Here is a 22,887-nt window from a genome sequence, read left to right on the forward strand (position 1 = left end):
TGTTGTGGAAGCGAACGACGCGGGTTTGAAGGCCATATTCTTCGCGATAATGAGTGCAGCGGATTTCGGCAAGAAGCTTTTCCCAACCGTACGCGTCCTGCGGGGCGGCTGGATAAGCATCTTCTTCTTTCAAGCCGGCACCGTTTGCTGACAAAGATGACCTCGGAATTCCAGCCAAATTGCTTTAGTCCAGCCGTAGCCCGATGCAGGAACACAACCGGACCACCGCTCCACGCGCCATTAACAAGGAATAAGGCGCGGCGAGTTGGTGGGATTGGGTTGGGGATGGATATGGTCCCCATCATTCCGGCTCGACTCTCCGACGCGCAACGAGTTCAACCATGTCGCCCCAACCATCGCGGAGGATCTGGCGGGCGTGGGAGCGAGTCATCAACCAACTCAGGTCAATGAAGGGGACGTCGGTGCGCTCGTTCCACAGCCACTCCGGAATTTGAAACTCGAGAAATTCGAAACCAGCGCGCTGAAATGCGTCGCGCACCCAGCTCGCAGTGAGCCAGGTGCTGTGGTGGGAATAATCCGAATATCCCGCCCAATCTTTGGCAAGCATGGCGTGCATCAGGGAGTCGGCATTCAGGGTAAGGCAATACACCAGCCCTCCGGGTTTGACCACAGATGAGGCAAGCGCGACCAACTTGCCGGGATCACGCACGTGCTCCAGCACGTTGTGCAGAACAATGGCGTCGTATTGAGTATCGAAGTCGGATGGCTGAGCATGATCGATGTCCAGCACGCGACAGGCTTCTTCTCCGAGGCGTTGGTTGGCGTGTTCGACGGCCCAATCGCTGACATCCACTCCGAAGACGTGAATTCCCCGCGATTTGGCGTGGTCGAGCAATATGCCGGTGGCACAACCGATATCCAGCAGGCTGTGAATTGAGGAATGGCGTGAAAGTAAATCGAGAATGCGTACGCCATAGTCGGCAGCTTCCCGCTCGTAATCTCCGTAATTGGAGCCGTTGTAGTATTCGGGGCCGATCTCTTGGGAGCAGGGATTGAATCTGTGCCGTAAAGAGCGGGTGAGCTTCTGACCATGAGCTGAGGTGAAGGTAAGTTCCGAAACCAGCCAGCCGCCGGCTTCCAGGGTTGCTCCGTTTACCGCAGTGAGGGAATCGCCATTGAGCGCAAAGCCAGAATCGTAGGCCAAGGCCCACGAGCAGGGCATCTTTACTGGACGCGAAATATTGAACAGAGCAGGGCCAGCTTCGCGGCGCAGGCACAACTCCAGCGTGCCGGCGTCGCAGAAATGGAAGTCGTAATCAATCTTCAAAGGCAGGGTGAGATTGTAAGTGGCGCGGACCGGCAGTTGGGCGGAATGCCCGTTCCGGGGCACAACCAGCCATTCCCCGGAAGGCAGGTGAACGAGTTCTCTTCCGGTGGCGCGCTTGATAGCGCCGCGCATACCTGGGCGAACCGAACGCGCGATTCTCTCCATCGCTGACATGACTAGTGAGACTGGCTTGATGTTGTGCTCCATTCCAGGCCCGCTAATGGGGTGATGAGATCAATTGGCGAAGCATAGGCTGGCAACTGCTCACTCTTAACGAATAGATACGCGGCGTGGGGGAGCAGCACGTCGTAGCCGGCGGCGGCGGTGCGAAGTCCCACGTCGATGTACATTTCGGGCACGCTGATGCCAGGATTTTCTATGCGAAAAGAAATGGTGTGATGCCCCGGCTCAAACGAACCGGCGGCATGCCAGCGATCACTCTGCAAGCCGAAGAGCCGCAGGCCATTGGTGCTGTAGAAGGTGATGTCAACCGCGAGCTTGGGGCATGGCTGACGGACTGCCACGTCGACTTCGACGGTGATGGGGCGGCCGTACTTCCAGGCTTCAGCCGCAATACCGGCTGAGTCGAAGATGCGAACGCGGTGAATTGCGAGCGCGCCGTCGGAAGAATTGGCGGCAGCAGCACGCGTATTCTCTTCCCCAGATTCAGAGTATCGGCGTACACATTGTCCGCTACCACCTTGAAAGGTGATGTGGCCGTCGTGCAGCACAATGGCTGTAGGACAGAGCCGTTGCACCATAAGCAGGTTATGGCTGACGAAGAGGACGGTGCGGCCATGCTTGGCGACGTCCCCCATCTTGCCCAGGCATTTCTTTTGAAATTGGGCATCACCCACGGCCAGTACTTCGTCCACCAGGAGGATTTCCGTTTCAAGGTGTGCGGCAACAGCAAATGCCAGCCGAACATACATGCCGCTGGAGTACCGCTTCACCGGCGTATCAATGAATTTCTCGACTTCGGCAAAGGCCACGATCTCGTCAAACTTGCGGGCGATCTCGGCCTTTTTCATGCCCAAAATCGCGCCATTCAAATAGATGTTCTCGCGGCCGGTAAGCTCGGGATGAAAACCGGTGCCCACCTCCAGAAGTGAACCTACACGTCCGTAGATCTGGGCGCTGCCTTCGCTGGGCTCGGTGATTCGAGAGAGAATTTTGAGCAAGGTGCTCTTCCCTGCACCGTTGCGGCCGATGAGGCCGACCACGTCTCCGCGTTTGACTTCAAAGGAAACATCACGCAGGGCCCAGATGGATGGCTGATCGTGGGGCGACTTTGCTTTGCGATCGGCGGTAAAGGCGGCCTGCATTCGGCGAAAAGGCGCATACATCGCATCGGTTATGACGTCGCGAAGCGCCTTGTAGCGCTCGCGTTCGCCGATGCGATATTGCTTACCGATTCCTGCACACGATATTGCGACATCGCTCATGGTTCCTTTTAGCAACAGAGAATGCGAAGCGTTATACAGATTCCGTTACACCAGTTCCACTACACCAGGTCTGCAAAACTCCGCTCTACTCGTCGGAAATAAAACAGGCCGCTGAGCAGGACCACAACCACTACAACTCCGGAGACAAGAACCATCATGCCTGGAGGAGTAGTTCGGCCCAGTAATGCCCAACGGAAGCCTTCAACGACGCCGGTCATAGGATTCAAGCCATATAGAGGACGCCACCGTTCCGGTACCAGACTGCTGGAATAGGCAACCGGCGATGCGAAGAGCCAAAGCTGGGTGATGAAAGGCAACGTGTACCGCACATCACGATAACGAACATTCAATGCCGAGAGCCAAAGGCCGACGCCGAGCGCGGTGGCGACTGCAAACAGTACAAACAGCGGCAGAGTTAACACCGCCCATCCCGGGCGGACACCGTAGTACGCCATCATGACCAGCAGCACTCCGAAAGCGATGACAAAGTCCACCAGGCCAGCGAGGACGGCGGAGATTGGAATTACCAAACGGGGGAAGTAGACTTTGGTGATCAAGCGCTCGTTAGTGACCACACTATTGCTGGACTCAGTAAGCGCGTACGCGAAAAGCTGCCATGGCAAGAGCGCTGCGTAACAAAAGAGCGGATAAGGAATGCCGTCCGACGGTACTTTTGCCAAGCGGCCGAAGAAGATCGTGAACACTACCATGCCAAAGAACGGCTGGATAATGGCCCACGCGACCCCGAGCACCGTCTGCTTGTAGCGAACCTTAATGTCACGCCAAGTCAGGAAGAACAACAGTTCGCGGTAGTCCCACAGTTCGTGGAATGCGAGCGATTGCCAACCCTTTCCGGCGCGAATGGTGACAGTAGGAGGACCTGAAATGTGCAATCCCGGCAGGCGAAATGGTGGAGATGCGGCTTCAAGCGAGCGTACTTGCGTCGCGCTGTTCATGCCTGCGGTCACAATTACGGATATTCGGGGGTTTGGAAAACGAGTGTAGCACGCAACTTACGAAATGTTTCCAAATTGCTAATCACCGAGTTTATTTATTGGATTGCAGGTGAAAATTGGGAATTGAAGCGCGGCGGGGCGACTTTACTTCTGACGCTCAGGCGAGGGCGTGGCACTTGGGACTAACGGCTTGGCCATGCTGACCACATTGACCGCGCGATTGAAGGCAGAAGCTTCAGGGGCAGGTTCGATACCCGTGACCTGGTAACCAAAATGAGCGTAATACTTCAACAGCTCCTGACGGAACTCGCCGGTGGTGAGCGTCATTACCGTACAACCGTGTTCGCGACAGTAGTCTTCAGCGGCTTCGAGCAACACGCGACCGATACCTGAACGTTGGGAGGAGGGCTCAACGGCAAGCATGGCGAAATAGCCAATCTTGTCAGTGATGCGAACGTAAACTGCACCGACGATTCGGTTCCCCTCGCCAGCCACAAGGAAGAGTCCGCTTTGCATGAGGCGAATGACATCTGCGGCCGAGGTGCGCTCTCCTACACGGTAAGTACGTTCCACCCGAAAAGCAGCGTTGATGACTGCCGCAATATCGTCTGCGTGCTTGGGGTGAGCTCTCGAAATCTCTGGCATTCGTTGACTTCAGCATAAGTATGCCAGCAAATCAGAATCTTTTGACCACAAGACGAATCCCATGACGTAATCGGCGCAAGGGAAAGAACTGCGTCCGGTGAACGACAAGGTGCTATGAAGATCATTTCCGTCAATGTTGGGTTGCCACGGGAAGTCGCCTGGAGGGGCGAGATGGTCCGCACGGGAATCTTCAAGGAGCCGGTAGATGGTCCGGTGATGATCAGGGAGTTGAACCTGAATGGGGACCAGCAGGCTGACCTGAGAGTGCATGGCGGAGCGAAGAAAGCGGTGTACGCGTATCCTGCCGAGCACTATGACTACTGGCGGCGTGAGCTGCCGGAGGTGACGTTCTCGTGGGGGAATTTCGGGGAAAATCTGACCACCGAGGGACTAGTAGAAGATTCGCTTCACATCGGCGATCGTTTACGACTGGGCTCGGCCATCCTGCAGGTTAGCCAGCCACGCATGCCTTGCTACAAATTGCAGATCAGATTCGGGCGGGACGACATGATCAAGCGATTTCTTTTAAGCGGCCGAAGTGGATTTTATTTCTCCGTCATTGAGCCGGGAGAGGTCAGGGCGGGTTCGGAGATCAGCATCGTGAGTCGCGATGCCGAGCAACTTACGATCGCCGATACTAATCGTTTGTATTTTGAGCAAGCACGTGAGCGGAAAGCCGCCCAACAAAAACCCACTTCGTAGCGCTGCCCCGTGGCTAAAAGAACGCGGTCATATTCGGGGCAGTGGAAGCGGCTCCCGGAAACGTGGTTACCCCTAACGCTTGAAGGGTGGCTTTTAACGCGCTCTGATGCTGGAAGAAAGTGTCCGAGCGATATCCCTTGGGACCGTTTCCACTGACCGAAACGAAGGCGACATGCCCGCCCCCGTGATATGTGTCCGAGGTATAGGACTCGTCGAAGATGATGAACAAGATGCCGCTCTGCTGGAATGTGGCGTTTGCGACTAGAGGGGCGATGTTCTTTTTCAACCACGAATCGGCAGTCGCCAGGGAGCAGCTGTGCGCGTCGTTGCAGGCGTTGGGCACGATGAACGTATAGTTCGGCAGATGCCCGCTCGCAAGATCTGTCTTAAAGTTCGTGAACGGCACCAGGTTTAGCTTCTGAACGCTGCTCGTAACGACGTTGGAAAGATAAGCGAAGGGATTGTGACGTTTCAGGTAAGAACCGGTGTTTCCGCCTGTGTAACCGGTGTAAGGCAAGCCTTCAGCATAAGATTTCCAGGTTTTCCCAGCAGTGAGCAGGTGAGCAACAACGTTGTCCCCCGAAACAGTACCGCTGAAGGAATCGTTATTGGTGACTATCTTGCCGGTGGTGAGCATGAAGTAATTGCCAATGGACGGATGAGTATTGCCGTAATACTGCGTGGCCAAGCCATACTGCGAAGCCAGGCTGTTCAGGTAAGGCATGGACGAGTTGCCGATCACGCTGGAATAGCTATGGTTTTCTTCCATGACGATGAAAACATGATTGAAAAGCAGGGTGGTACCAGTGGAAGCAGGTGCGACGCCTGCTTGGCCCCCTGATGAGGCACTCCCTCGAGGACCGAGAGCGTTCGATAGGGTCTTACTACTTCCACCACAACCTGGCGCTGCGACCACTGCGAGAACCAATAAAATACCGGCAAGCGGCTGGAGGTGCGAATTCACGACGGACTCCTGACGGTGCTGGACTTTACGTAAGCCTAGAAGAGCATCTTCTCTGACTCAATTCGGAAAGACACCTAGTCGAGGAATGCTGTATGCACCGCCGCAGGTAATTGATCAATAGCAATTTAGTCTTAAGTGATTAAGAACCTTACACTAGAGGATACCATAACCAGCGGCGCGGAGGAGAGGCTTGGTTAGATCGTTAGTCCACACTGTTAGTCCACGTCGTTCAGTCTCCCATACCCGATCCGCGGACCTGCTCGGCTACCAGTCGGAGAACATACTTACTGCTGGTGGCAGGAAGCTGCGCAACGTAGTCAATGAACTCGCGGACCACTCTGGCACCGTCGTTATAGCCTTGTTCCATTGCCGGGCGGGCGATGGCACCGTCAAAATCAAGCAGAGTGGCCGCAAGCGGCGATGCGGGACGAACGGTAAAGGCCTTGAGGAACCGCATGGTTCGAGTGCCAATTTCGAGACGAAGGTGCTCGGGTCGTGTGCCTAGTTTAGCGGCATAGGCTTCGCATATCTGGTTGACGTTGTCCAAAATCCTCAAGTCGGCTTGCAGGTTTCTAGACATCAGGATGTCAAACGCCCGGATGCCGACGTCAAGAAATGTTTTTATGCGTGGGGCAATCTCGCTGGCTGGTTCCACCATAACCAGAAAGAGGACATCCGCACCCAAACGAATGGCGGGAAAGATTGGCTGCTTGGCGACCAGGGCACCATCCGACCACAGGCGTCCCTGCATTTCCACCGGCTCGTAAGCCATCGGAAAAGCGGAAGAGGCGACCACGCATTTAATCAGGTCGTCAGGGTGCTCGAGCTTCTCGCGGATAAATGCGACATCCACTCCCGGATCGCGTTCGAGCTCGGTGGTCGGTTTGTTGACGAAAAACCGTTCGTCTCCGGTGTCCAGATTGGAAGCGGTCATCACCACCCGGATCGGAGACGCGCGCAGACCCTGCTCGGGGATCCTGTCGCGCAGGAAGCGAGTGCGTTCATAGTTTGGAAACAATCCCGGACGCAAGGGCGATTGCAGAAGTTTGTGACTGAGCAGGCTAATGCGGCTCCGAAACAGCGCCCAAACCACACCTCCGACGAGCACGACGGCGGCAAGCAAGATGATCAGCTTGGGCGTGAATTCGAATATTTTCCTGGGAGTGAAGTGCAGATCGGTAGAAGTCAGCACGAGCAGAACGAATCCCCACACAATCAGGTTTGCTAGCGATGATAGCGCCACCTTATGCCGGTCGGGTCTCCACTGATAATGGCGGACAAATTTCATGAACACATAGAACAGGTAGGAAATCTGGCTATAAAAGAAGACGATGGAGAGGCCGGCAACTCCGAGCAAAAACCAGGTGAGCAACGGGGTGTGCAGGTGGAGGTAAATTCCTGAGCGGTGGAAGAGCGCGAGAATGAAATTGCCAAATCCCCCGGTAACGGCGGTGAGGCCCGCAAGGACCAGAATGTATCGAGACCAATCAATTCCAACCGCGGGGGGATTCACCTCCGACCAGGATTTGACCAGCGATTCGGCGTTCCCTACATATTGATTGGAATGGGCAGCATAAGAAGCCGCATTGATGGCGCCGATGGAAGTGGACGCCAGGATATGGGTGGGCAAACGGGCATCTTGGAAGGCAAGCAAGACCCCCGCTTCGTACGCGCCACGAGCACCGCCGCCGGAGAGCACGACGGCGATGCGGCCTTGAAAATCCTGCCAGAGCTCAGCCGGATTGAGCGGCAGACTGTCGCGAAAAATCGAGCGCTCGCGTTCCAGCAAGTAGTTGACCTGATTGTGAGCTTGAGTGCTGGGTGCAGCATACAGCAGTTTTATCTGAGGGCGCGTTTCCTAGTGCGATTCAGGGAGTGCCGACGCGGGGCGGGCATGGCCTAGAGAACCCTTTCGTGCGCATATCCGGAAGCGCTGAGGGCGGAGAGCAATTCTGCAATGTGGTCAGGGCCGCGGGTCTCCATGGTGATGTCAATGGCGGTATCGCCCAGATCCACTCCATAGTAGGCGCGGTCGTAGGAGGTCTCCACGATGTTGGCACGATGCTGTGCGAGGATTCCGGTGAGCTTGTGCAGGGCTCCAGGGTAGTCAGGCAGGTGCACCCGCAGGCGCACCAGGCGACCATCTTTTACCAGGCCGCGTTCGATAATGCGCGCCAAGAGAGTAACGTCTATATTCCGCCGCATACCAAGACAGCGATTTTCTTAGCTGTGAGGGGTAGCTTCTGGTTGAGCAGAGCAGCGATGGCCGCCGCGCCGGCGCCCTCGGCCAAGGTCTTTTCGCGTTCCAGCAGGAGAAGAATGGCGTTGGCGATTTCCTCCTCTTCGACGGTGACGATGTCTTCCACATATTTCTGGACCAGCGGTAGTGTGCGATCTCCGGCCCGGCGCACGGCGATGCCATCGGCGATGGTCAGCGCGGGCTTCAGAGTGACCGGCCCACCCTCCGCAACCGCCACTTTCATGGAAGGAATTCGAGAAGGCTGTACTCCAAATATTTGGACGTGAGGTTTGCTTTCTTTGACGGCACAGGCGATGCCACCGATGAGGCCGCCCCCACCAATCGGCACAACCATAACTTCAATCTCCGGATGCTGCTCAAGTATTTCAAGGCCGAGAGTTCCCTGCCCGGCGATCACGGCGTCATCATCAAAAGCGTGGACAAAGGTCAAATGCTGTTGCTGACTGCGTGTGAGTGCTTCGTCATAAGCTTCGTCATAATTAGCTCCGTGAAGAACGACATCTGCCCCGTAGTTGCGGGTGGCTGTGACTTTAATCAGCGGGGTGGTTAGCGGCATGCAAATTTGGGCGCGAATCTTCTGCCGACCCGCATGATAGGCAAGGCCTTGCGCGTGATTGCCGGCGGAAGCAGCGATTACACCGCGACGGCGCTGCTCGGCGTTGAGAGTGAGGAGTTTATTCAGCGCGCCTCGTTCTTTGAATGCGCCTGTCTTCTGCAGGTTCTCAAGCTTTAGAAAGACCGAGTTGCCAGTTTGTTTGGAAAAGGCTTCAGAGCGAGCACAGGGTGAAATGTAGATTGACTCGCGGATTCGGCCCAAGGCGGTTTGGATGTCGGCCAGGGTGACCATTCGTTTATTGTGGGCTCCATAGTACAGATATTGAGTACAGATTTTGGGGAAAACGGGTGCTTCGCTGCGCTCAGGATGACAAGTCAGGAGTGCCAGGAGCCATGGTGAAATGCTTTTCAGTGATCCTCGCCCGGAATGGCAGACAGGGCTATAATGCCGCCGCCCGAGTAATCCGCGGTAGCGTCTCACCGGGGCAGTGGGGGCATGGAGCTACCCGAGGCTGGCTGGAGGAGCCGTGGCTTCTTCTGAGCAGATGCATCCGGGGAACGCCCTGGTGCGTGATGCATGGTGGCCGCAGGTCGTTCCCGTTGTCCTGGGACTCGGAGCTTTCGCTGTCTACGCCACATTGAGGGCCTTTGAAGGGGCTTACTTCCAGTGGGGGCCTTATCTTTCACCTTTCTATTCCCCGTTGATTGATGTGCACCATCACTATTGGCCGTTTTCTCCGGCGCTGTTGATTCTGGCGGGTCCGCTGGGATTCAGGGTCACCTGCTACTACTACCGCAAGGCTTATTACCGAGCGTTTTTTCTGGATCCGCCCGGATGTGGGGTAGCGGAGAGGCCCCGTCAATATGGCGGCGAGACCAGATTTCCCTTCATTCTCCAAAACCTGCACCGGTACTTCATGTATCTGGCGGTAATTTTTTTGGCTTTCCTGTGGCATGACGCGATACGCGCTTTCTTTTTCGAGAATGGGGTAGGTGTGGGCGTCGGCTCGATCGTGCTGCTGGTCAACATTGTGTTTTTGAGTTTGTATTTTGGCTCATGCCACTCGCTTCGACATCTTTTAGGAGGCAAGCTCGATTGCTTCTCATGTGTGAACTTCTCTCGGCAACGGCACAAAACCTGGAGCGCATTGAGCGCACTCAACGAACACCACATGCTGTACGCGTGGATGAGTCTTTTCTCGGTAGGCTTCGCTGATTTGTATGTGCGATTGGTATCTTCCGGCGCAATACGGGACCTGAGGCTGTTGTGAACGACAAATACGAAGTTCACCAACACGACGTACTGATCATCGGGGCGGGGGGCGCCGGGTTGCGGGCTGCCATCGAGGCCCTAGCCCAGGGGGCCAGTGTCGGGGTCGTATGCAAGTCGCTTTTGGGAAAAGCGCACACCGTGATGGCCGAAGGCGGGATCGCGGCGGCCATGGCCAATGTGGACCAGGCTGACGACTGGCGCGTGCACTTCGGCGACACCATTCGGGGCGGAAAATTTCTAAACAATTGGCGGATGGCGAAGATCCATGCCCAGGAATCCAGTGAGCGCGTACGTGAGCTGGAGCGGTGGGGGGCGCTTTTCGACCGCACCGACGATGGCCGGATTCTGCAGCGCGCCTTCGGCGGCCATACGTTCAAGCGGCTGTGCCACGTGGGGGACCGCACCGGCCTGGAAATGATTCGGACCTTACAGGACCGCGGCGTGCAGATGGGATTCGACGTTTACATGGAATGTACCGTCACGCGGTTGCTGAAGGACGGAGAGCGGATCGCTGGCGCATTCGGCTACTGGCGGGAGAATGGGCGTTTTGTGGTTTTTAAGGCAAAGACCGTTGTGCTGGCCACAGGCGGCATTGGCCGGGCGTGGCCGATCACTTCCAATTCATGGGAGTACACCGGCGACGGGATGGCACTTGCCTACGACGCCGGGGCTGAGCTGATGGACATGGAATTCGTGCAATTCCACCCCACGGGAATGGTTTGGCCGCCTGGCGTGCAAGGCATTTTGGTGACGGAAGCGGTGCGAGGTGAGGGTGGAATCCTTCGCAACCAATTGGGGGAACGTTTCATGGAGCGATACGATCCCAAGCGTATGGAACTTTCCACCCGGGATGTGGTCGCGCGCGCCATCTACACCGAGGTTCGTGAAGGACGGGGTACCGAGCACGGCGGGGCGTTTCTCGATATCTCTCACAAGCCGGCGGAATACGTGAAGCGCAAACTGCCCAGCATGTATCACCAGTTTCGCGAGCTGGCGGATGTGGACATCACCAAAGGGCCGATGGAAGTCGGACCGACCTGCCACTACATGATGGGCGGAATTCGAGTGGATGCCGAAACGGCGGAATCGTCGGTGAAGGGGTTGTTCGCTGCGGGGGAGGTCGCTGCGGGGCTGCACGGTGCCAATCGGCTGGGCGGAAATTCCCTTTCTGATCTTCTGGTGTTCGGACGAAGGGCCGGACTTGCTGCGGCCGAGAACGCGAAATCATCGAGAGCTAGCGTGGTTGACGCCGACCAGATAGAAGAAGCGGAGCGCGAAATGCTCGCGCCTTTCGCGCAGAAAGACGGCGAGAGTCCATACGTATTGCATCGCGAATTGCAACAGGTGATGCAGGCCCTAGTCGGCATCTTTCGGTATGAAGCAGACCTTCAGCAAGCAATGGGAAAGCTGGAGCAACTGAAGCAACGGAGCGAACGACTGAGTGCCGATGGATCCAGAATGTTTAATCCCGGATGGCACCTCTGCCGCGACTTCGAGTTCATGCTGACGGTTTCGGAGGCCGTGGCCCGCAGTGCGCTCGCCCGTCGCGAGAGCCGCGGCGCCCACAGTCGTATTGATTATCCGAACCCGGACCCGGCTTGGGGAAAGCAGAACAACATCATCGCCAAGCAAGGTGACAGCATGACACTGCGCCAGGTGCCGATCCCAGAAATGCCCGCGGATTTGAAGCAGCTATTCGCGGAAGAAAAGGGTGCCGTGGCTTAGAGATGACAGAGGCTACGCTGAGAATCTTCCGAGGAAGCCGCGATGGCGGTGCGGCGAAGGATTACCCGGTGCCCGTGGCTCCGGGGATGGTTGTGCTTGATGCCCTGCACTACGTACAGCAGCATCAAGCGCCGGACCTGGCCGTGCGCTGGAACTGCAAAGCGGGCAGGTGCGGGTCCTGTTCGGCCGAGGTGAATGGGCGGCCTCGTCTCACCTGCAAAACTCGCATGGACGCGCTTCCCCAGGGAAAGCCGATCACTATCCTGCCGTTGAAGACGTTTCCGCTGATTAAGGACCTGGTGACGGACGTTTCGTGGAACTATAAGGTCAACAAGAAAATACCAGCCTTCCAACCACGCCCCGGGGTGGATTGGAAGATGTACCAGGAAGACATCGACCGCGTGCAGGAATTTCGGAAGTGCATTGAATGTTTCTTGTGCCAGAACGTCTGCCATGTGCTTCGGGACCACGACAAACAGGAGCAATTTGCTGGACCGCGTTTTTTTGTCCGGGTGGCGGGACTGGAAATGCATCCCCTGGACGGGATTTCGCGAGCGAAGCTTCTGAAAGATGAGCTTGGAATCGGCTATTGCAACATAACCAAGTGCTGTACCGAAGTATGTCCGGAGGACATTCACATCACAGATAATGCCATCATTCCGCTAAAGGAACGCGTGGTGGATGAATTTTACGACCCTTTGCTGCGGCTGGTACGAAAGATCAGGGGAGCGGGAAGCGCAGCGACAAAATAAGGAGGTCACATGGAATTCAAATTGAAGGCTATTTCGCCGGACGGCATCGAAGCGGCCTTGTCCAAAGCGGAACTATATCGGTTATTAAATGAGCCGGAAGAAACTGAATCCATCTGCCATGATGTGCTGGCTGTGGAACCCGACCATCAGTTGGCCTTGCGCACTTTGGGATTGGCGATAACCGACCAGTTCACCGGTCAACATTCGGACCGGTACGGAGACGTGGAGAACGCTTTTGATCGTCTGACCGACGCCTACGAACGACTTTACTATCGGGGTCTGTTCCACGAGCGCCGCGCCAAAGCGCAACTTCATGCGGGGCGACCGCCGCACAGCGTGACCGTGCTTCTGGAGGAGGCAATGCGGTGCTACCAAGAGGCGGAAAAACTTCGTCCCACAGGGAACGATGATGCCATCCTGCGCTGGAACCGCTGTGTACGTTTGTTACACGGACATGCTGACTCGGACTGGCACCGCGAAGAGGTCTTCGAAATGGGAGACACCGTTCCTTGATTAGGGCAGACCGAAAGTGTAAAGCGAGCTGCCAGCCGCAATAGCGATGTATTCTTTGCCATCCACGGCGAAGGCCATCGGAGAAGCGTAAACCGCGCCACCCATCTGGAAATGCCACAGAGGCTTGCCGGTAGCGGCATCCAAGGCAATGAAATTACCCTCGGAATCGCCAGTAAACAAGAGTCCGCCAGCGGTGGACAATACTCCAGACCAACTCGGCGATAGGTGGCGGTACTCCCACTTCATTTGCCCGCTTTGAGGATCGATGGCACGCACAGCGCCCGAGTAAGGTTCGGTCTCATCGGCAGGAAAATAGGCGCTACCGTAATAGGCATGCCCGGCTTCGTAGGGCTGGGGCGCAGTGCTGAAGATGTCGCACTGCTCGCGAGCGGTCACATAGAACAGGCCGGTTTGCGAATCAAAGCTGGGCGACATCCAGTTGGTCTTGCCCAGGGCTCCAGGACAAACGGTGCGGCCCTCAGAAGTCGGGGAGCTGTCTTTTCTAGCTAATGGCCGACCTTCTGAATCTTTGCTGTCGCTCCAGCTGACCGGACCGTAAGCGCTCGCCGAAAGCAACTTGCCAGTCGTACGATCCAGTACATAGAAAAAACCGTTTCGGTTCGCCTGTGCGATGAGGTGCTTGCCGCCGGTATCAATGATAATGGGAACTTGCGTGGCATCCCAGTCGTGCTCGTCGTGCTTCGTGAACTGAAAGTACCAGTTTAATTTTCCGGTATCGGCGTTGAGAGCGAGAAGTGTGTTGCTGTAAAGGTTGTCGCCGGCGCGGCCTTCTCCGCGATTTGACGGCGAAGGGTTACCAGTTGGCCAGAAGAGTTGGTTGGTAACCGGGTCGTAGGAGCCGGTCATCCAGGCGGGCGCGCCGCCGATCTTCCAGGAGTCGCCTTCCCAAGTGTCATGGCCGGACTCACCGGGACCGGGGACGGTGTAGAAGCGCCATTTGCGCTTGCCGGTTTCAGCCTCATAGGCATCAACAAAGCCGCGAATGCCATACTCACCACCGGAGACGCCCAGAATTACCAAGTCCTTCACGACCAGCGGCGCCAAGGTAAAGCTGTAGCCATTTCTGTAATCCACAGCGGCGACGTCCCAGCGGACGCTGCCAGTTTTAGCGTCAAGGGCGATGACGTGCGCATCGAGAGTGCCGAGGAAAACCTTGTCGCCCAGGATGGCAAATCCGCGATTCACTCGCCCGCAGCAGGGGCGAATGTCAAAGGGCAATTGACGCTGGTAGAGCCAAATTGGCCTTCCGGTGCGCGCATCGAGGGCAAATGCACGATCATCCGGACCGGTAGCATAGAGAATCCCATCCACTACCAGCGGAGTGGTTTCAAATTTTCCCGTTGCCGCGGTTTGATAAACCCACTTGGCAACCAGTGACTTCGCGTTGTTGGTGTTTACCTGATCGAGAGGGCTGAAGCGTTGGCCGGCGTAGTTTCCGGAATACATCAGCCAGTTTTGTGGCTCCTTGGCGGAATTGAGTAGCCGTTCAAAAGTGACCTGGGCGGTTGCGTTGACAGCGATGGCGCAGAAAAAGAACAAGCCAAGTTTGAGAAAGCTGTTCGTGTCTCTGCGGATTTCTTTTCTCATTTCGGGTTCACACTGAGGAGGTAGGCGACAATGTCATGCAGGTCCGCATCGCTCAACAGGGTCGGATTGTAAGGAGGCATTACAGATTTGCGGCTTTTCTTGATCGAGCGGAGTTGGTCTTTCTCAAACAAGTGAATACGTTCGCTCAAGTCCATCATCTGCAAGCTGAAGGCATCTTCATTGAGAGTGACACCCTTGATCTCCTGACCATCCGGCGTGACGACCGTCACCGTCTCATATTCCTGGGCAAACTCTTTCGTCGGTTCAGTTAACCCTAACGCCAGGCGCCGGCTGGGATTGCGGACCGAGTCCATGATTGACTCCACGGTTCGCGCGCTACCGACGTTGGTAAGGTCAGGACCAATGCGTCCGCCTTTGCCTTGCACCTGGTGGCAAGTGGAGCAATTGGCGTCACCATAAAAAAGTTCTTTGCCATTGGCCGCGTTGCCGACGGGTTTTGCCGGCGACTTTACTTGTACGCTCCGCAGATAAGTGATGATTTGCCAGATTTCGTCGTCGGTCATACCAACGCCCTGACCGTTGGTCCCGTTCGCCGGCATGACGGTGCCGGGAATTCCCACGCTGATATTTTGAAACATTTCAGAGTCCGAGTCGCCATGACGCTTATGGGCGCGCGTGAGGTCGGGACCGCGACCACCGCCACGCGCACCGAGACCATGGCAGAAAGCGCAATTGATACGAAATTCGTATTCGCCCGCCTTTGCCGCCTGGGCGTCTCCCGCAAAGGGATTGCGATTTTCCGCTGCATGAGCCGTCACGATAAGGGCAGCCGATATCGTGGCAAACGGCCAAGCCAAAGCAAGCAGTCGGGACAATGTGCTCGTCACACGCGACATAGCAGGTTGCTAGCAGCTGACTTTATTTTGAAAGTGCGGCGCATAATAGCACAGCCGCCCGTGTGGGGAATAGAAAGGGGACGCGGCTTCGCGGCCCCGGTGGGCTTTTATTCTCACAGCTTGCAGACTGGCCATCAGGGTCGGAACACCCTTCCCGGGCTACAGACCAAACCAGCGGCCAGGACCGCTAGCGCCAACAAATTCAACAGGAATTCTGCCTGCGCAGGCATCTTTTTTGGTCATTCTGGAAACCAACTTTGTGTCTAGGCTTGGGGTTGTAAACAGATGTCCGCGACCTGAGTCGTTCTTTTCTCCGCTCCATACATCCTGCAGCACTTTGGGGGCACGCGATGAAAGCTATTCTCTTCGTTGACGACCACGAAGTGTTAGCCCGGTTGAGTTGCGAGATTTTGGAAATGCAGGGCTATCGCGCAGTCTCCGCCTACAACGCCGACCAGGCGCTGGAGAGATTCGATAAAGAGAAATTCGATGTCTTGGTGACCGATTTCCGCATGGAAGGGATGAATGGCCTGGAACTGGCACGTAAGGTACATGCCAAGGATCCCAGCCTGCCGGTTATCATTGTCACGGGTTATGGCCCGGTGGAGACGGGCAAGGATGCTGAAGCCTGCCTGGACAAGCAGCAACTCTTCCCTGCGTTGTTGGAGAAAATCCGCCTGATTCTGGGTGAGAACCGACCGCTCGCCAATGAGCCACAGGATGGGCGGCCGGAATTGCGTTCCGATCAGATCCGCACTGCGTGACCCCATCCCACTGCAGCTCGGTCCTACCTGCCCTGCTAGACTGGCGGCGTGCGGCGCCTCATTATTAACGCCGATGATTTTGGACTGACTACCGGCGTCAACCGGGCCATCATCGAAGCGCATACTGATGGCGTCGTAACTTCGGCCACAATGATGGCCAACGGTCGAGCCTTTCAGGATGCGATAACTCAAGCACAACATGCGACTGGGCTGAGCGTCGGCTGCCACGTGGTGCTGGTGGATGGCGAGCCTCTGCTCGGCGGGTCAGCAGTAAAGACCCTGTTGAGCCGGAACGCGGAGAACGGCGCCTTCCGCAAAGGGTTCGCGCAGTTCGCGATTTCTGCCCTGCGATCGCAATTGGATCCGGAAGAAATTCAAGCCGAAGCGACGGCGCAGATACGCCGCCTGCAAGGAAGGGGAATCGCGGTCTCGCACTTCGACACACACAAACATACCCACATGCTGCCCATTATTCTGGAGCCCCTGCTGCGGGCGGCGCAAGGTTGCGGTGTATCAGCGGTACGCAATCCCTTTGCTCCTATCAGGCCGCTGGCGTTTGCGCACCTTTTACGCAGGCCCCACCTGTGGACTCGATACTCCGAGGTCCGCCTGCTGCGCGGATGGTCCGCAAGCTTTCAGCGCAGCGTCGCTGGAGCTGGGATGGTCACCACAGATGGGACGTTTGGTATTGTGGCAACGGGCGCGCTCGATGAGACACTTTTTGAGGCGATTGCCGGCTGCATTCCGGAGGGAACATGGGAATTCGTCTGTCACCCTGGATACAATGACCAGGACTTAGCTTCGGTAGGGACGCGGCTGCGCGAATCGCGTGCTCAGGAACTCAAGCTGTTGACATCGGGGGCGGCGCACGCTGCGCTGGAAAAGCACGGCGTCCAGCTCATCTCATATCGTGATCTAGTAAGTGAGCGCACACGGGAAAATTGAATCGCGGCCGTAACTGATCCATCGAATCTATCGGCGGTTGAATCTCTCGATTCATCGAATCTCTAGTGAAAATCGGAATCACATGCTATCCGACGTATGGCGGAAGCGGCGTAGTTGCGACCGAGCTCGGAATAGAACTGGCTCATCGCGGGCACCAAGTACACTTCATCACTTACTCTCCACCATTCCGGCTCACTGAGCCGGAGCCAAATATCTCTTATCACGAAGTCGAAGTTTCCCACTACCCGTTGTTTGATTACCCGCCGTATGACTTGGCCCTCGCGACCCGCATGGCCGAAGTGGCGGAGATCTATGAACTCGACCTTCTGCACGTGCACTATGCCATCCCGCATTCAGTGAGCGCCATGCTGGCCAAGCAGATGTTGGCTACCAGCCGAACCGGGCGCCGGCGGCTGCCGTTCGTCACAACGCTGCACGGGACGGATATAACCCTCGTGGGACTGGACAGGTCCTATCTGCCGATTACGCGGTTTTCTATTGAGCAGAGTGACGGGGTGACAGCGATCTCGCAATATTTGCGCGAGCGTACGTTGCGCGAGTTCGATATTCAGAACCCGATCGAGGTGATCTACAACTTCGTGAACTGCGACTTGTATGTGCGCAATCCCAAGCTGGCGTCGCAACGCGAGGAGTACGCCAAGCCGGACGAGCGAATCCTGGTGCATCTTTCGAACTTTCGGCCGGTAAAACGGCTGACCGATGTGGTAGAGATCTTCGATCGCGTGCGGCAGCGGATCCCTTCGCGCCTGCTCCTGATCGGAGATGGGCCGGACCGCTCGAAGGCCGAATGGCTGGCGATGAAAAAAGGAATTCACGACCGGGTCATCTTTCTGGGCAAGCAAGATCGCATTAATGAAAAACTGGCGCTGGCGGATGTGATGCTGTTGCCCAGCGAGTTGGAATCCTTTGGTCTGGCCGCGTTAGAGGCAATGGCCTGCGAGGTGGTGCCCATCGCCACCCGGGTCGGCGGGGTGCCGGAAGTGGTGGAGCATGGAGTCAGTGGCTTTCTGGCTGATGTAGGAGATGTGGACACGCTGGCGCGCTACGCCATTGATCTGTTGGGGGACGAGAGCAAGCTGCGCGCTATGGGCAAGCGGGCGCGGGAGCAGGCCCAGTCCCGGTTCTGCTCGGACAAAATCATTCCTCAGTATGAGGAGTTCTACCGGCGAGTCGTGGAGCGAAGCTCGTAGAGTCCGGAAGCAGAGTCGTCGGTGGATCGCAGGGCTGGGAGTTTTATCCGCACGGAAGTTCCCTTCCCTTCGTGACTGTCAATCACCATCCTGGCGGTGTCCCCATATAAAACCTTCAAGCGTTCTGCCACGTTAGCCATTCCGATGCCGCTTCCGCCGAGCCCGCTCGGACGTTCCATAAGATTAGCCGCGCCCATGCCGACACCGTCATCTTCCACTTCGATGTGCAGCATGCCATCGAGGAGCTTGCTGCGAAGGCAGATGCTGCCGCCATCAATCTTTGCCGAAAGGCCATGCTTGATGGAGTTCTCGACCAAGGGTTGCAGCAACATGCCGGGTACCAGCACATCCAGCGACGCGGGATCCAGGTCTTTGATCACATTAAGCTTGTCATGTCCAAAGCGGACCACCTCGATGTCCAGATAATCGTCAATGAACTCCAGTTCTTCGCGTAGAGGAACGAAGGCGTCGCCGCTCCGCAGCAGTCGCCGAAGGATGTTGGCCAACTTGATAATCAAATTGCGCGCTGTGTCAGGATCGAAGCGCACCAGCGATGAGACTGAGTTAAGAGTGTTGAACAGAAAGTGTGGGTTGATCTGGCTCTGGAGCGCCGCCATGCGGGCTTGTAGCAGAAGCCGGTGCTGTTCCTCCAGCTTCATTTCGGTGCGGGTGTTGTTCCAAATCTTGAGCGCGATAGCCACCGAGACGATAGTAGTGGCATAGACCGCAATTTCTACTCCCCACTGCCCGCTGTCTACAGAAAAGATGGCGCCGGGGACGGTCTTCGCCAGGGCCTGTTGTCCCAGCCGCAGCACGAATATCGTCACGAAAAACATGATCTGCCAGTCCAGCTTGGGCCGCGGCAGATTGCGGCGTATCCAGCGATAAACGCTGAGATCAATGAAGGGAGAGAACGACCAGATGTTTTCCCGGTCGTCGGCAATATTGCGTAGCATGCCTGCCAACACACCCGCGACCACGTTGAAAGGCAGAGTCGCCCATTCGCCGTGCAGCATAGCGGGTAGGGACACAAAAGCGCCGCCAAGGACACCGGCGACGCGGCCGCCGATGACACCCATCAAGATGGTGGCCTCGAAGGCCATGTCCGCGGCCAGGAAGTTCTTCACGCTGAAACGAACCATCACCCCGAGCGCAAAAGGAGTCCCAATAAAGAGCACCAGATGGATTTTTTCGGCCAGGGTGCGCTGCTCCTTGAACAGCAGCGATTTGAACTTCACCGAGCGGACGAGCGCACTGGCAATGGCAGCCGCCACGCCGAGCTTTACCAGCTGGGTTATGAGAATTAGGCGTTGTTCCATCTGTTATGCCGAGCAATGCTCTCTAGTGAATCTGACCACGAATCGGGAACAACGGCAAGCGAGAGCAGGGCGGCGCGGGCGGCTGCCCTACTCAAGTGTGGTCAAAAGGGTCCGATGATTCCGCCGATCTGACGCGTGGCTGGTTGGTCGGCTGGCTTGGCCTCGCCGGCTGGCGCGATCACGTCGATGTACTTTAGCCCCGAGCCGGTGTTGAACAGTACGACAATGTCGTTAGACTTTAAGAATTCGCTGGCCAGTAACTTGCGGTATGCCGCGAGGGAGGCTGCGCCTTCAGGCGAAGCGAAGATGCCCTCCACGCGAGCCCAGTGTCGAAGGCAGTCTGTCAACTCAGCGTCAGAAACCGCAGTTGCCGTGCCATGGCTTTGGCGCAAGACGTCCAGGATCAAGTAGTCGCCGTAGGCTTTGGGGACGCGCAATCCAGCGGCGAGGGTTGCGGCATTCGACCAGGCCTCGGCTGTCTTTTTGCCTTCATCCCAGGCTTTAACAATGGGGGCGCATCCGGCGGATTGCACGGCGATCATTTTGGGCCGCTTTTTGCCTATCCAGCCCAAGGCTTCGAGCTCTTCGAAGGCCTTCCACATGCCTAGCAGGCCTACGCCACCGCCGGTGGGATAGATAATTGCCTCGGGTAGCTTCCAATCCAGTTGCTCGGCCACTTCATAGCCCATGGTCTTCTTGCCTTCGAGACGAAACGGTTCTTTCAGGCTGGAAACGTCGAACCATCCGTTGGCCTGTTTGCGTTCGCTGACTAAGCGGGCACAGTCGCTGATGAGACCGTCTACCAACGTGACCTGCGCTCCGTAGGTCTGGCATTCAACTAGATTGGCGCGGGGCACGTCGCGGGGCATGAAGATGTGCGCCTCGATCGCCGCGGCGGCGGCGTAAGCCGCCAAGGCGCTGGCAGCATTTCCGGCTGAGGGTATGGCCAATTTCTTGAGGCCATAGGCCTTGGCCATGGTGACGGCGGCGGAGAGTCCACGCGCCTTGAAGGAACCTGTTGGGTTCAACCCTTCATCTTTTACATAAACATTCTTGTATTCCCGGCTGGGCAGCAGCGGAGTAAAACCTTCGCCCAGCGATACAGGATTTGCCTCGGGCAGCACTTCACGGTAGCGCCACATGGTTGCAGGGCGACCGGCGAGTGATTGCGGAGTGAAACTCTTCTTTATGGCAGGCAAATCGTAGCGGGCATACAGCACACCGCCGTCGTGGGGACAGACGGTCTGCGGCTGTCCAGCGTCGTAGTGTTCGCCGCAGCGAGTGCACTCGAGAAAAACAATCCTGCCCATGGTCGGGAGTTTAACACCGCAACTTAGACGACTTTGGTAAGGCGCGCGATGAAGGTTGCAGAGTTCGCGCTTTACGCTGGCAGGCGCCTCAACAAGCCAGCGGCCCTACGAAACCACGGACGCTCGCGGCGCTTCAGATAACGAGGCATGGTAGGTTTTTTGTTGAGGATGCGCTGTACCCAGTCCCGTGCCTCCGCAGAATGGCCTTGCGATGCCAAGAAAGAGGCGTAGTTGAATTGGGTTTCGGAGAGCGTGGAAATGGCGGTCACCTGCTGAAATAAGGCAGCGGCGCGGTCCGTCTGACCGGTCTGCGCATAAGCATGCGCCAGCAACCCCGCCGCGCGGTGATAGTCGTACTTTGCGTCCTGACGCACTACGCGCTCCAGGTCGGGAACTGCGGCGGCAAAATCCCCCGCTTCCACCGAACAAATGGCCCGGCGGTAGAAGGGATCGGGTGAGTCGGTGCGGGAGGAAATAGCACGGTTGTAGTAGTCGCGGGCGCGCGCAAATCTCTTCTCCTCGAGGTAAAGGTCCGCGAGTTCTTCCAGATTCCCGGCTGAAGGATTGTCAAGGATGGTGGCTTCGAGCTGACGGATTCGTCCGCGGCGGGAAAATCCCTTGAACGAGTCGCGAAGCAGTCCAGCATCGGGCAGCGCTTCTACCAGCAGGTAAACCAGGGCCCCGATTCCGCCTCCAAAGAGAATGATGAAGATCCAATATGTGTCAGGACGGCGACGGATGAAGTGAAAGATCGCGAGAGCCTGGAGGAAGAGGCCCCAGGAATAAATGCCGTAGAGAGCGCCCATGCTGTTATAAGAGCGAACTATAGCACGCAGCATGACCGGTGATTGCAATGCGGAACAGCCGATAACCCGCCTGCCTGGCAGGGTCAAAATGCTAAAATTAAAGCAGTGAAGCTGCCCATCCGACTATTAGCCATTGATATAGATGGCACCCTGCTTAACACCCAGTTTCAGATTCCAGCCGCCAACCTCGAGGCGCTAAAGCGCGCACACGAGGCCGGAATCGAGATCGTCCTGGTGACCGGACGCAGGCACACGTTTGCTCTGCCCATTGCGGAAATGCTGGGCTTCGAAGTGTCTCTGATCAGCTCAAATGGAGCAGTTACACGGTCGTTAGCCGGCAAGCTTTTTCACCGCGATCTGCTGCCCGCCAGCACCGCGCTGGAGCTTTGCAAGGCAATGCGGGAATTCCGCGGCAGTACGGTGGTCACCTTCGATAAGGAAACGAAGGGGGCACTGGTGCTGGAACGCATGGACGAACTCAACGGCAGCATCAAGCGTTGGATGGAAAAGAACGAGCAATTCATCGAACTGGTGGTGCCCATCGAGAACTGTTTGGTTTGCGATCCGGTACAGGCGATGTTTTGTGGGAGCATCCCTCGCATGCAGAAGGCTATGGCGATGCTGGAGGCAAGCGGTCTCGGGGAGCGCATTACCGTGCTGCGGACGGAGTATCCGCTGCGTGATTTGTGCATCGTGGACGTGCTGAATCGAGATTGTTCCAAGGGACATGCGCTGGAGCGATGGGCCAAACACCGAGGCATTCCCCGGGAAGAGGTCATGGCCATCGGTGACAACTACAACGATATTGAGATGCTTGCCTTTGCAGGGTTCCCGGTTATCATGGGAAATGCCGCGCAGGAGCTGCGCGACCGGGGATGGATGGTCACCCTCGGGCACGACGAAGCCGGCGTGGCAGCCGCAGTGGAGCAGGTCTTGAGCGGTGAAGCGCTCGGCGTGTAATCGGAATTGGAACGCCTGAAAGACTTAAA

At 56.8% G+C, this 22,887-nt stretch carries 23 protein-coding genes; 9 read left to right on the plus strand and 14 right to left on the minus strand.

The features are described from left to right. The 5 genes from VFA76_17040 to VFA76_17060 all read right to left on the minus strand — a co-directional run. Positions 1-178: NAD-dependent epimerase/dehydratase family protein (locus VFA76_17040; protein ID HZR33553.1), on the minus strand; the 178-nt coding region annotated here is incomplete at its 3' end. Positions 179-301: 123 nt separating this feature from the next. Beyond that, positions 302-1,453 (minus strand): class I SAM-dependent methyltransferase, encoded by a 1,152-nt coding sequence (locus tag VFA76_17045; protein HZR33554.1) that lies wholly within the window; start codon positions 1,451-1,453, stop codon positions 302-304. A gap of 11 nt (positions 1,454-1,464) precedes the next feature. Continuing rightward, the gene (locus VFA76_17050; GenBank protein ID HZR33555.1) at positions 1,465-2,733 is read right to left on the minus strand and encodes an ABC transporter ATP-binding protein; all 1,269 of its coding nucleotides are present in this window, start codon (positions 2,731-2,733) and stop codon (positions 1,465-1,467) included. A 59-nt stretch (positions 2,734-2,792) separates the two neighbouring features. Then, positions 2,793-3,689 (minus strand): ABC transporter permease, encoded by an 897-nt coding sequence (locus VFA76_17055; GenBank protein ID HZR33556.1) that lies wholly within the window; start codon positions 3,687-3,689, stop codon positions 2,793-2,795. 144 nt (positions 3,690-3,833) lie between these two features. Next, entirely contained in the window at positions 3,834-4,334 is a 501-nt protein-coding gene (locus VFA76_17060; protein HZR33557.1) for a GNAT family N-acetyltransferase, read from the minus strand. A 114-nt stretch (positions 4,335-4,448) separates the two neighbouring features. On the opposite strand from VFA76_17060, the gene VFA76_17065 reads away from it, so the two are divergent. Then, on the plus strand, positions 4,449-5,036 hold the full coding sequence (locus tag VFA76_17065; GenBank protein HZR33558.1) for an MOSC domain-containing protein: 588 nt from the start codon (positions 4,449-4,451) through the stop codon (positions 5,034-5,036). A gap of 13 nt (positions 5,037-5,049) precedes the next feature. Here the strand turns inward: VFA76_17065 and VFA76_17070 are convergent, their stop codons facing one another. The 4 genes from VFA76_17070 to ilvA all read right to left on the minus strand — a co-directional run bounded on the left by VFA76_17070 (position 5,050) and on the right by ilvA (position 9,107). Beyond that, positions 5,050-6,000, minus strand: coding sequence for an alkaline phosphatase family protein (locus VFA76_17070; protein ID HZR33559.1), 951 nt, complete (start codon positions 5,998-6,000; stop codon positions 5,050-5,052). Between the two features lie 229 nt (positions 6,001-6,229). Further along, a complete protein-coding gene (locus VFA76_17075) occupies positions 6,230-7,789 on the minus strand; it encodes a patatin-like phospholipase family protein (protein ID HZR33560.1) in 1,560 nt (519 codons plus the stop codon). 110 nt (positions 7,790-7,899) lie between these two features. Continuing rightward, entirely contained in the window at positions 7,900-8,205 is a 306-nt protein-coding gene (locus VFA76_17080) for a hypothetical protein (protein HZR33561.1), read from the minus strand. After that, on the minus strand, positions 8,190-9,107 hold the full coding sequence (gene ilvA, locus VFA76_17085) for a threonine ammonia-lyase (protein HZR33562.1): 918 nt from the start codon (positions 9,105-9,107) through the stop codon (positions 8,190-8,192). Before ilvA ends, VFA76_17080 begins: the two co-directional genes overlap by 16 nt. Positions 9,108-9,342: 235 nt before the next feature. Here ilvA and VFA76_17090 point away from each other — a divergent pair, with 235 nt between their 5' ends. The 4 genes from VFA76_17090 to VFA76_17105 are packed head-to-tail and all read left to right on the plus strand — an operon-like array spanning position 9,343 to position 13,078. After that, complete coding sequence (locus VFA76_17090; protein HZR33563.1) at positions 9,343-10,086, plus strand: succinate dehydrogenase; 744 nt, start codon at positions 9,343-9,345, stop codon at positions 10,084-10,086. Next, positions 10,083-11,813, plus strand: coding sequence for an FAD-binding protein (locus tag VFA76_17095; protein ID HZR33564.1), 1,731 nt, complete (start codon positions 10,083-10,085; stop codon positions 11,811-11,813). The genes VFA76_17090 and VFA76_17095 overlap by 4 nt, the downstream gene beginning before the upstream one ends. Before the next feature lie 2 nt (positions 11,814-11,815). Beyond that, positions 11,816-12,565, plus strand: coding sequence for a succinate dehydrogenase/fumarate reductase iron-sulfur subunit (locus tag VFA76_17100; GenBank protein HZR33565.1), 750 nt, complete (start codon positions 11,816-11,818; stop codon positions 12,563-12,565). Positions 12,566-12,574: 9 nt separating this feature from the next. Beyond that, positions 12,575-13,078 (plus strand): hypothetical protein, encoded by a 504-nt coding sequence (locus VFA76_17105; GenBank protein ID HZR33566.1) that lies wholly within the window; start codon positions 12,575-12,577, stop codon positions 13,076-13,078. Here VFA76_17105 and VFA76_17110 read toward each other — a convergent pair whose 3' ends face one another. Then, the gene (locus VFA76_17110) at positions 13,079-14,686 is read right to left on the minus strand and encodes a PQQ-dependent dehydrogenase, methanol/ethanol family (GenBank protein ID HZR33567.1); all 1,608 of its coding nucleotides are present in this window, start codon (positions 14,684-14,686) and stop codon (positions 13,079-13,081) included. Then, positions 14,683-15,543, minus strand: a complete 861-nt coding sequence (locus VFA76_17115; protein ID HZR33568.1) for a c-type cytochrome — start codon at positions 15,541-15,543, stop codon at positions 14,683-14,685. Before VFA76_17115 ends, VFA76_17110 begins: the two co-directional genes overlap by 4 nt. A gap of 350 nt (positions 15,544-15,893) precedes the next feature. Between VFA76_17115 and VFA76_17120 the strand changes: the two genes are divergently transcribed. The 3 genes from VFA76_17120 to bshA all read left to right on the plus strand — a co-directional run bounded on the left by VFA76_17120 (position 15,894) and on the right by bshA (position 18,463). Further along, complete coding sequence (locus VFA76_17120) at positions 15,894-16,307, plus strand: response regulator (protein HZR33569.1); 414 nt, start codon at positions 15,894-15,896, stop codon at positions 16,305-16,307. Positions 16,308-16,355: 48 nt separating this feature from the next. Beyond that, the gene (locus VFA76_17125; GenBank protein HZR33570.1) at positions 16,356-17,252 is read left to right on the plus strand and encodes a ChbG/HpnK family deacetylase; all 897 of its coding nucleotides are present in this window, start codon (positions 16,356-16,358) and stop codon (positions 17,250-17,252) included. Between the two features lie 65 nt (positions 17,253-17,317). Continuing rightward, positions 17,318-18,463, plus strand: a complete 1,146-nt coding sequence (gene bshA, locus VFA76_17130) for an N-acetyl-alpha-D-glucosaminyl L-malate synthase BshA (GenBank protein HZR33571.1) — start codon at positions 17,318-17,320, stop codon at positions 18,461-18,463. On the opposite strand, the gene VFA76_17135 is transcribed toward bshA, so the two are convergent. The 3 genes from VFA76_17135 to VFA76_17145 form a co-directional block, all read right to left on the minus strand. After that, complete coding sequence (locus VFA76_17135; protein ID HZR33572.1) at positions 18,433-19,782, minus strand: histidine kinase; 1,350 nt, start codon at positions 19,780-19,782, stop codon at positions 18,433-18,435. The genes bshA and VFA76_17135 overlap by 31 nt on opposite strands. Positions 19,783-19,883: 101 nt before the next feature. Continuing rightward, positions 19,884-21,092, minus strand: coding sequence for a threonine synthase (locus VFA76_17140; GenBank protein HZR33573.1), 1,209 nt, complete (start codon positions 21,090-21,092; stop codon positions 19,884-19,886). A 71-nt stretch (positions 21,093-21,163) separates the two neighbouring features. Then, entirely contained in the window at positions 21,164-21,931 is a 768-nt protein-coding gene (locus VFA76_17145; protein ID HZR33574.1) for a tetratricopeptide repeat protein, read from the minus strand. A gap of 72 nt (positions 21,932-22,003) precedes the next feature. Between VFA76_17145 and VFA76_17150 the strand changes: the two genes are divergently transcribed. Next, the gene (locus VFA76_17150) at positions 22,004-22,858 is read left to right on the plus strand and encodes a Cof-type HAD-IIB family hydrolase (protein HZR33575.1); all 855 of its coding nucleotides are present in this window, start codon (positions 22,004-22,006) and stop codon (positions 22,856-22,858) included. Positions 22,859-22,887: the final 29 nt, after the last annotated feature.

The sequence above is a fragment of the Terriglobales bacterium genome (genome assembly GCA_035651655.1).
GTDB lineage: Bacteria > Acidobacteriota > Terriglobia > Terriglobales > Acidobacteriaceae > DASRFG01.